This is a genomic window from Microbacterium sp. B24, from assembly GCF_000333415.1.
In the GTDB taxonomy this organism is placed as follows: Bacteria; Actinomycetota; Actinomycetes; order Actinomycetales; family Microbacteriaceae; genus Microbacterium.
Map to the genome: position 1 here is coordinate 1 of NZ_BADB01000470.1, position 10,180 is coordinate 10,180.

At 69.9% G+C, this 10,180-nt stretch carries 6 protein-coding genes and 2 pseudogenes; 4 read left to right on the forward strand and 4 right to left on the reverse strand.

The features are described from left to right. Positions 1 to 89 precede the first annotated feature (89 nt). The 4 genes and pseudogenes from I5I_RS17685 to I5I_RS13805 all read right to left on the reverse strand — a co-directional run. Positions 90 to 332, reverse strand: a pseudogene (locus I5I_RS17685) (PspA/IM30 family protein); the annotation flags it as partial. Positions 333 to 673: 341 nt separating this feature from the next. Beyond that, a pseudogene (locus I5I_RS17820) lies at positions 674 to 1,669 on the reverse strand (glycoside hydrolase domain-containing protein); the annotation flags it as partial. A 23-nt stretch (positions 1,670 to 1,692) separates the two neighbouring features. Then, positions 1,693 to 3,354: a glycoside hydrolase domain-containing protein gene (locus tag I5I_RS17825; RefSeq protein ID WP_275574472.1), complete on the reverse strand. Its 1,662-nt coding sequence runs from the start codon at positions 3,352 to 3,354 to the stop codon at positions 1,693 to 1,695. Next, positions 3,351 to 3,956 carry a hypothetical protein gene (locus I5I_RS13805; protein ID WP_036320991.1) on the reverse strand — a complete coding sequence of 202 codons (606 nt, stop codon included), beginning with the start codon at positions 3,954 to 3,956 and terminating at the stop codon, positions 3,351 to 3,353. Before I5I_RS13805 ends, I5I_RS17825 begins: the two co-directional genes overlap by 4 nt. A gap of 119 nt (positions 3,957 to 4,075) precedes the next feature. On the opposite strand from I5I_RS13805, the gene I5I_RS13810 reads away from it, so the two are divergent. The 4 genes from I5I_RS13810 to I5I_RS13825 all read left to right on the forward strand — a co-directional run. Then, positions 4,076 to 5,287, forward strand: a complete 1,212-nt coding sequence (locus I5I_RS13810; protein WP_036320993.1) for a glycosyltransferase — start codon at positions 4,076 to 4,078, stop codon at positions 5,285 to 5,287. A gap of 1 nt (position 5,288) precedes the next feature. Continuing rightward, positions 5,289 to 6,389: a glycosyltransferase gene (locus I5I_RS13815; protein ID WP_036320995.1), complete on the forward strand. Its 1,101-nt coding sequence runs from the start codon at positions 5,289 to 5,291 to the stop codon at positions 6,387 to 6,389. 177 nt (positions 6,390 to 6,566) lie between these two features. After that, positions 6,567 to 8,441 carry an alpha-amylase family glycosyl hydrolase gene (locus I5I_RS13820; RefSeq protein ID WP_036320997.1) on the forward strand — a complete coding sequence of 625 codons (1,875 nt, stop codon included), beginning with the start codon at positions 6,567 to 6,569 and terminating at the stop codon, positions 8,439 to 8,441. 71 nt (positions 8,442 to 8,512) lie between these two features. Continuing rightward, positions 8,513 to 10,180, forward strand: a 1,668-nt coding sequence (locus I5I_RS13825) for a glycoside hydrolase family 13 protein (RefSeq protein ID WP_036320999.1), incomplete at its 3' end; no start/stop codon positions are given.

Below are 10,180 nucleotides of genomic sequence, written 5' to 3' on the forward strand. Positions count from 1 at the left end.
CTTCCGATCCTCCCTGCGCGTTCGCGCGGCGCGAGGCCGGCGTCCCGGCGCCCACGTGCGGGCGGACGCCGGAACGCCGACCGTCCTGTCTACTGCTCGAGCGCTGCCGTGCCGGTGCCGCCGCTCTTCAGGGCGGCCAGGCGCGCCTCGACCTCGGTGAGCTCGCCGACATCCTCGAGCTCGTTGAACTGGGCGTCCAGACTGGATGCCGCGAGCTCCGCCTTGCCGGCGGCGAGAGCCTCCTGACGGCGCACCTTGTCTTCGAAGCGACCGAGCTCGCTCGTGGGATCGAGCACGTCGATCGACTTGACCGCGTCGTGCACCTTGTCCCGTCGGCGGACCACTCCCACTCCAGCGCGTCGTCGCCCACCGCGTCCACGGCGGTCAGGGTGGCATCCGTCACGGACGTGATCTCGGGGAACAGCCACCCCACCCAGGCCCCGGGCCGCAGGCGCACGCCGCGGTCGCCGCCCGCAGCGCCGTCGTCGACGAGTCGGCGGGCGTGGCGCACGCCGGGCGCGTGGACGATGCGACCCGACCCGCCCGTCAGATCGGGGTGCCACGGGCGCACGGGGGTCGGCTCGTCGGCGCCCAGGCTCTCGGCGGGGTCGTCGCCGAACTCGAGCTCCAGGTCGACGTCGGCGCCGAGCGCATCCACCTCCAGCACGGCACGGGTGAGCGGCGCACCGTTGACCCGGGCGGCGCGCAGCACATGGGCGTCCGCGTGCGGTCGCTGTGAGCGGATGCGCAGACGCGACCCGTCGCTGCGCGCGACGGTCACGTCGTCGAGCAGCGGCGAGCCGATGACGAGCTCGCCGGAACCCAGCTCGAGCGGATACAGCCCGATCGCCGCCCACAGCCACCACGCGCTCATCTCGCCGTTGTCCTCGTCACCGGGAAAGCCCTGGCCGATGTGGCCGCCCGCGAACAGGCGTCGTGCCAACCGATGTGCTGTCGCGCCGGCGAGCCAGGGCTGATCGGTCCCGGTATACATGTACGGGATGTGATGCGCCGGCTGATTGGAGATGGCGCACATGCCGCTGCGCAGCGCCCGCGCCTCGCGCTGCTCGTGGATGACCTGACGGTAGGCGCCGGCGAACGCGGCATCCGCGGTCTCGGGCTCGGCGAACAGGCGATCGAGGTGGATGCGCAGGCCCTGTCGGCCGTCGTAGAGGGCGGCCAGGCCGGGGCGGTCGTGCACCGCGCTCACCGACATTCCCCAGGCGTTCGTCTCGACGTAGTCGCCGCCCCAGACGCGCGGATCGAAGCGCCCGCCCGCCGTCCGGCCGTCGGCGTCTCGTCCGCGGAAGAAGCCGACGACAGGATCGAACAGCTGCCGGTAGGCGAGGGCGCGGTTTCCCAGCCAGCGCGACAACGCCTCATCGCGCGCGGCCTCGTCGCCCGATGACGCCGCCGACAGTCGGTCTGCCAGCCGCGCCAGCGCGGCGTCGCTGACGGCGTTCTCGATGCTCCAGCTCATGCCCTCGTGGATGGCCCGCGGGATGAAACCCAGGAAGCGTCCCCGCTCGATGCCCTTGCGTCCGCGGCGGGCGTCGGGTGCGCGCTCGGCGGCGTTGCGCCAGCCCGACGACAGGGCGGTGCGCGGGTCGTCGAGCAGTCCCCACCTCTCCCCGTCGGCGAGGATCTGATCGCTGGAGGTGCCCACCATCGCGTCCACGTATCCGGGCGCCGTCAACGCGGCATCCAGCCGTGACGTCGCTGCGGCTCCAGCATCCCGTCCAGCAGCTCCGGGGCCCGCACCGGGTCGACCAGGCTCATCATCGGCCACGCGGTGCGGTAGGTGTCCCAGTACCCGTTGTTGACGGGGAGGCGCCCGGCCGCGATCGGCGCTCCGGTGCGCGTGTCGGTGTGCGCCCCGGCGGGGGTGAACGGATCGGCGTACGCCCACCGCGGACTCTCGGCGGATCCCCCGTTCTCCTCCGCCGCGTTCGGGTAGAGGTGCAGGCGGTACAACGCCGAGGCGAGCTGCGCACGCAGGTCGGTGTCGGCGAGGCCGCGGAAGGGGCGCTCGGATGCCGTGAGCTGCGGGATCTGCACGCTGTCGAGCACCGCGTCCCAGGCGCCGCGGGTACGATCGCGGATCTCGTCGAACGTCATCTCTTCCGGTGCCTCCTGGGCGAGCGCGCGCTGTGCCTGCTCGAGGGAGATGAAGGAGATCGCGATGCGCAGCTCGAGGGCGCCCGGGCCGGCGACGAAGCCCGCGCGTTCGCCTCGCCCGTCGTCATCGAGGCGGCCCGAGCGGGCCGCATGACCCCGCACGACACCCGCGAAGAACGTCCGTGGCCCGTTGCCCCACCACGGGTCGGCCTCGCCCACCCAGCCCCGCACGCTGTCGCCCTGCGCGATGACGGTGCCGTGGGCTCCCGGCTGGTCGATGATGAAGCCGACCTCCGCGTCGGAGTCGTCGCCCTCGACGCGGAAGAGGCCCACGTGGTCGGTCGCCGTCGTCTCGATGCGCAGGCCGCCGTCGAGCATCGCCGACCAGACATGCGGGTGGGCGCGCTCGCTGCCCGGGGCGATCCAACGTCGCCGCGCGGTCGGCGCCGAGACCGGGGTGCCGTCGAACGGCATGACCTGCAGCACGCCGCGGTCGCCGATCCACGGACTCGGCTGGTGGGAGAACTGCACGGCCTCGAGGCGGCGACCCCGCTCGTCGTCGTGAACGAAGGGGCGGTACGGCCAGCGCTGGTCGCGGGCGTCGGTCGCCGGGGTGAGGAAGGTGAACCCGTGGGGCACCGCGACCGCCGGCACCGTGTTGCCGCGCGAGAACCGGTCGCCGGCGTGCGAGCCCCGCCGGGTGTCCACGCGTTCGGCGGGTGAGGGGGTGGATGCCGACAGCTCCTCGACACGAAGCTCGACGAAACCGGTCACCTCGTCGGGGGTGCCGGCGTCGGTCGCGAGCGCGCTCGTTCCCAGGACGATCTCGACCTCCGCGGTCCGCCCTGCGAAGGGGGCGAGGCTCACGGTGTCGGCGTTCCACTGCTCGGGCATGCTCCAGGCCGCCGCGAACTGGCTGTCCGCATCGAGGCGAAAGCCGTAGCGGTCGCGCACGCGCGTGTCGTCGCTGAGCCGCTCTTCGCCGACGCGGGCGTCGACCGTCACGGCCAGCGGTGCCCAGGGCGCGCTGACCGCGGCATCGCCGTCGGCGTAGAACGCCCAGTGCAGCACCGTGTCGGGTGTGCAGCGGAGCGCATCCAGTCCCGGCGCGCCGAGGCGGTGTTCGCCGTCCGCGGGGCGGAACGCGAAGCGGTGCACCTGGCCGCCGAGCACACCGGCATGGGGGCGCGAGGAGGGCGGATCGGCGGGGCCGTCCGCCGGCTGCAGAAAGATCATGCGGGGTCGATCCGCAGCACCGGCCCCGCTTCGCCGCTGACGACGTCATCGACGACCCGGAGCGATCGGGCGAGCTCGTCGACGGCGGGGATCACCGTGCCGAAGCGCTCGCGATCGCCCCCGGTCGCCGTCACGGTGATCAGATGCGTCCCGGTGTCCCAGGTGTAGGTGGCGAACGGCGGCGGCGTCGCGGTGCCGCTCCGGGCCGGCGGCGTCGGCATGACCAGCCGTTCTCCCGTGCCCAGATACGTTCCGCGGAAGTCTTCGGTGTCGTCGTACTCCATCGGCATCATGGCTCGCGCGGTGCGCAACTGCGGGGTGAGCTGCTGGATCTGCGCCATGACGACGACCAGCTCGGGGTCGGACCTCCACACCCAGACCAAGACGCGGCCGGCGGCCTTGCGCATCAGTGCGGGCGCGGCCTGGCTCATGGCCCAGGCGGCGAACGCCCCGCCGGGGCGGGGCTCGGCGCCCAGCATCCCGTTGGCCTGACCCAGCAGCATTCGGATCGCCTTCTTACGCGCGCGGCGGCCCCGCAGCCCGAAGGAGTCGGTGACGGGAACCCAGCGTGTCGGGTCGGCATCGGCGGTGAGTCGGGCCATGACACCACGTTACGCGGGGCGGCTGGTTCCCGGCGGCAACGGGGCCCTCGGGTAGACTCCTCGGGGTGGCTCCGCGATCCGCGGTCTTGCCGCCGCCGCACAGATAGGCCTCGCACCCCGTGACCGACTCCGCGACACCCGACGACCCGCACCCCGCTCATCGGCCGCTCACGATCGTCATTGCCGCCGACACCTTCAGCCCCGACGTCAACGGCGCTGCGCGCTTCGCGGAGCGCCTCGCGGCCGGACTCGCCGCTCGTGGGCACGACGTGCACGTCATGACGCCGAGCGTGAAGCACTCTGTGCACGGCACCTTCCACGAGATCATCGAGGGCCAGCGGATCACCGTGCACCGTCCACCCGGGTGGCGCTGGCCTCCGCACGACTGGCTGCGCTTCGTGCTGCCGTGGATGGCCAAGCACTACTCGCGCAGACTTCTCGACGAGGTGGCCGCCGACGTGGTCCACAGCCAGTCGCACATCGTGCTCGGACGCGCCCTCACGCGCATCGCGCGACAGCGCGGCATCCCCGTCGTCGCGACGAACCACGTGATGGCGGAGAACATCCTCGACTTCACGACCCTTCCCCCTCTGCTGGACAAGGTCGTCGTCAAGCTCGCGTGGGACGACGCCAAGCGCACCTTCGACATGTCCCGCGCGGTGACCACACCCACCCGCAAGGCCGCCGAGTTCCTCGAGAACACGATCGACATCGAGGGCGTCATCCCGATCAGCTGCGGCATCGACAAACGCAACTACACGCCCAACCTCGAGCCGCGCACGCACAACCGGGTGCTGTTCGTGGGGCGGTTGACGACCGAGAAGCACGTCGAGGTGACCCTCGCCGCGGTCGCCAAGCTCGCGCCGGAGATTCCCGAGATCGCCTTCGACATCGTCGGCGGCGGTGATCAGCGGCGCGCGCTCGAGCAGGCCGCGCAGCGCCTCGGCATCCAGGATCGGGTCACGTTCTACGGGCGCGTCGAGGAAGACGAGCTGCGCGCTGCGTACACGCGCGCCGACGTCTTCGCGATCGCCTCGATCGCCGAGCTGCAGTCCATCGCCACCATGGAGGCGATGGCCTCGGGGCTGCCGGTCGTCGGTGCGAACGCCGTGGCTCTGCCGCACCTCGTCCACGACGGCGAGAACGGCTACCTGTTCGAGCCGGGCGATGTCGACGATCTCGCCGACAAGCTGCGTCGCGTGCTGACGGCGACGCCCGAGGAGTACCGCCGCATGCAGCAGGCGTCGCTCGACGGCGTCGAGATCCACGACATCGAGAAGACTCTCGACACGTTCGAGAAGCTCTACCGCGGCGAGCCCCTCGACGGCTGACATGCGCCTGCTGTTCGACGCGCGGTACATCCGCACCGACTTCCACGACGGCATCAGCCGGTACTCGGCCGAGCTTGCGGCGGCCGTCGCCGCGGCGGCGCCCGCTCGGGAGGTCGACGTCGCCTTCCTGATCCACGACGAGGCGCAGCGGGCGTTTCTGCCCAGCGGTGCCCGCGTAGTGCGCATCCACGCCCCCACCTCGGTGCGCGAGCCGTTCACGGCGCTCCTGCTGAACCGGTATCGTCCGGACGCCCTGTTCTCACCGATGCAGACGATCGGGGTGCTCGGCCGTCGCTTCGGTGTGATCCTCACCCTCCACGACACGATCTACTACCGGCATCGCACGCCGCCGCGGAATCTTCCCTGGTACGTCCGCGTCGGCTGGCGGATGTTCCATCTCTCATACGTTCCGCAGCGCCTCACGCTCAACGCCGCCGATCTGGTCGCGACCGTCAGCGAGACGAGCGCGGCCGAGTTCGCCCGCGTGCGCCTGACGAAGCGGCCTGTCATCGTCGTCCCGAACGCGCCGCAGCGCCTCGGCGACCTGCTGCCGGCGGGCGTTCGGGTCGAGCCCGGTGCCGAGAACCTCGTCTACATGGGCTCGTTCATGGGGTACAAGAACGTCGAGACCCTCATCCGTGCCATGGCGGAGCTTCCCGGACGTACGCTCCATCTGCTGTCGCGCATCTCGCCCGACCGTCGCGCCGAGCTCGAGCGTCTCGTCGATGGCCGCGGGGGTGCGGTGCGCTTCCACAACGGTGTGACGGATGCCGAGTACGCCGGGCTTCTGGCCGAGCGGGCCGTGCTGGTCTCGGCATCCCTCGACGAGGGCTACGGGCTTCCGGTCGCCGAGGCTCTCGCGCTGGGCGTTCCCGCTGTCGTCACCGACATGCCGATCTTCCGAGAGGTCGCCGGCGACGGTGCGCTGTACGCGCCGGGCACGGATGCCGCGGCTTTCGCCGCCGCGGTGCGTGAGCTCGACGATCCCGAGCGCCGTGACGCGCTCATCGCCGCCGGATCGGCGCACATCGCGCGCTTCTCGTGGCAGCGATCGGCCGACGTGCTGCTGGATGCGCTCGACCGGCTGCCGCGACGGCGCTGACACCCCGGGTGGCGGCGTTTCGACTCGTCGAGAGAGCGCAAAGCGCCGATTCGAAACGGCGTCAGGAACTGCATCTTGACAGCCGCAGGCTTGGGGGTGTTGCATCGATCCAGTAAACACGTGCAAGCCTGGCGGCCGGTACGCACTCCGACAGCGAAGTCGTAAGGAGTCCACCGCATGATCCGTGAAGACACCGCCGTTCCGACGAAACGCCGAAAGGCGCTCGGCCTCGGGGCGATCGCCACCTTCGTGGCCGCTCTGCTCATCACCCCCGCGCTCAGTGCACCCGCCGCCGCCACCACCGCGGTCCCGTCGCCCGGCCCGCTGGCGGAAGGCGACGTCATCTACCAGGTCCTCGTCGACCGCTTCTCGGACGGCGACTCGACGAACAACAACCAGGGCGCCGGCGAGTACAACCCGTCGGATCTCGGCTTCTACCACGGCGGAGACTGGAAGGGCCTCACCCAGAAGCTGGACTACATCGCCGGGCTCGGCGTGACGGCCATCTGGATCTCGCCGGTGTCGGAGCAACAGCCGTTGTCGCGCGACGGGCTGGAGGCCAGCTACCACGGCTACTTCACCAAGAACTTCGCCACGCCCAACCAGCACTTCGGCAGTACCGCCGAACTTCAGACCCTGATCGACACGGCGCACGCCAAAGGCCTGAAGATGATCCTCGACGTCGTCCCGAACCACACCGCGGACTACCTCGCGGGTACGGCGACGACCTACTCCCCGAGCACCTACAAGCCCGCGTCGCCGCTGGACAACCCGGCCTACTTCCATCACAACGGCGACTGCCTGTTCAACGGCACAGAGACCCAGACGCAGATCGAGAACTGCGACCTGGGTGGACTCGACGATCTCGACCAGTCGAACCCCACCGTGTCGAACTACCTGATCAACACGTACAAGGATTGGGTCGACATGGGCTTCGACGGCATCCGTGTCGATGCCGCGCGCTCCATCCCCCAGTCGTGGCTGGCAAGTTTTCAGACGGCAATGGGCGTTCCCACGTTCGGTGAGGTCTTCGTCGGCGATGTCGACTACGTCGCGCCTTATCAGAACTACGAGTGGGGCGTCCTCGACTTCCCCTACTTCTTCGCCGCCCGCAGCGCCTTCGCCGCTGACACGAGCATGACGGGACTGAGCACCCTGTTCGCGCAGGACTACAAGTACCAGAATCCGAACCGGCTCGAGACCTTCCTCGACAATCACGACCGGGCGCGCTTTCTGACCTGGGCGGACGACAACTATCAGCGCCTGCGCTCCTCGCTCACGTTCCTGCTGACGTCTCGCGGCGTGCCGGTGATCTACTACGGCACCGAGCAGGCCGATAACGGCAACGGGAATGCGAGTGAGGTGCCGATCGCCAACAAGGACAACCGCAAGGACATGTCCAGCTTCAGCCAGACCTCTCCGATCTACACGCACATCCAGCGTCTGACCGCGATCAAGAAGGCGTACCCGGCCCTGCAGGTCGGCACCCAGCGCGAGATGTGGGCGGACACCAACGTCTACGGGTTCTCGCGCCGGGTCGATTCCACGGGCGCGGAGGCCATCACGATCTCGTCCAACTCATGGAACACGCAGACCCGCACGATCCCGCTGCGCGCCGAGAGCTCGCTGCCCGTCGGCACGGTGCTCACGAACCTCATGAACACCTCCGACACGGTCACGGTGACCGCCGGTGGCACCACGGGCAAGCAGATCACCGTAAGCCTCGGTGAGCATGAGTCGAAGGTGTACGCACCGGGGACGCCCGTATCGGCCTACGCGCCCGCCGCGCGCAACACGACGAAGATCCGCGTGCACTACAACACCGGGCTCGGCCACTCGATCGCGATCCGCGGGGATGCCTATCCCTTCACCTGGACCGCGGGTCGCGGCGCCAGGAACGTCGCCAGTGACGTGTGGGAGTTCGAACTCGAGCGCATCCCCGCAGGACAGACGTTCCAGTTCAAACCGCTGATCGACGACGCGACCTGGTCCAGCGGAGGCAACTTCACCGGCACCGGCGGAAGCACGATCGACATCTATCCCACCTTCTGAGCGGAAGGACACAGCCGCCCGGGCGGTGCGGCCGCCATATGCGCCGCCCGGGCACCACCTCAGGAATCTCCATGACTCTTCTCGAACCACGCGTCGTCACCGACACCGTCACCGTCACCGACACCGACACTCCCGCTCCTGCCTGGTGGCAGGGGGCCGTCGTCTACCAGGTGTACCTGCGGTCGTTCCGCGACAGCGACGGAGACGGCATCGGTGACCTCCGCGGACTCATCGCCGGTCTCACCGACATCGCCGCCCTCGGCTGCGACGCCATCTGGCTCAACCCCTGCTATGTCTCGCCCCAGGCTGATCACGGCTATGACATCGCGGACTACCGTGCGATCGATCCCACCTACGGCACGCTCGAGGATTTCGACGCGCTGGTGGCGCACGCCCATCGCCTCGGCATCCGCGTCCTCATGGACATGGTCGCCAACCACTGCTCCGTCCGGCATGCCTGGTTCCAAGCGGCCCTGCGGGCGGGGCCGGGCAGCCGAGAGCGTCGACGCTTCCACTTCGCCGCCGGCGCAGGGCCCGACGGCGAGCTTCCGCCCAACAACTGGCTGAGCGTGTTCGGCGGATCTGCGTGGACGCGCATCGTCGAAGCCGACGGGCAACCGGGCCAGTGGTACCTGCACTCGTTCGACTCCGCGCAACCCGACCTCAACTGGCGTAACCCCGACGTTGCCGAGGACTTCCGCGACGTCATGCGGTTCTGGTTCGATCGCGGGGTCGACGGCTTCCGGATCGATGTCGCGCACGGCCACGTCAAAGCGCTGGGGCTGCCCGATTGGCCCGGAGCCGACGACGGCACCGGCGGTCACAATGCAGCGATGTGGGACCAGCCGGAAGTGCACGAGATCTACCGGGACTGGCGGGCGGTGGGCGACGCCTACCCCGACCCGAAGTACTTCGTCGGTGAGGTCTGGGTGCCGTCGGCGAGCCGACTCTCGGCCTACCTCAGACCGGACGAGCTGCATCAGGCGTTCAGCTTCGATCTCCTCGTCCAGCCGTGGGACGCGGACCGCCTCCGGGAGGCGATCTCGACGGGGCTCGCCGCGTCCGAGGGTCCGCCTGCCTGGACGCTGTCCAACCATGACGTGCACCGCACCGTCACCCGATATGGGCAGACCCAGCTGCTGGACGCGGTCGATCCGTCAGACATGATCTCGGCGGCGCGCCGCACCGGATCGGTCGACATCGCTCTGGGGTCTCGCCGCGCTGCCGCGGCGGTCGCGATGCTGCTGGCGCTGCCCGGCACCGTGTACCTCTATCAGGGCGAGGAGTTGGGGCTTCCGGAGGTCTTCGATCTGCCGCAGGCATCGAGACAGGACCCGATCTGGCTCCGCTCTGCGGGCGCGGATCTTGGCCGAGACGGATGTCGCGTCCCGCTGCCCTGGACGACGGATCCCGGCGACTTCGGCTTCGGAAGCGGGGCGAGCGCCACCTGGCTTCCGCAGCCGGCGTGGTTCGGAGCCTACGCGCGAGCGGCGCAGGACGTGGACCCCGATTCGATGCTCTCGCTCTACCGCACGCTTCTCCGGCGGCGCCGCGAGCGGTTTGCGCCGACCGACCCGCTCCTCTGGCTCGAGACCGGCGTGAGCAACGTGCTCGCGTTCCAACGCGGTTGCACGCTGTGCGTCGTCAACACGGGGCCGGACGCTTTCGTCATCCCCGAGATCTGGCCCACCGGCGAGCTCATCCTCGCCACGGCTCCGGCCGCACCAGACAACGTGCCT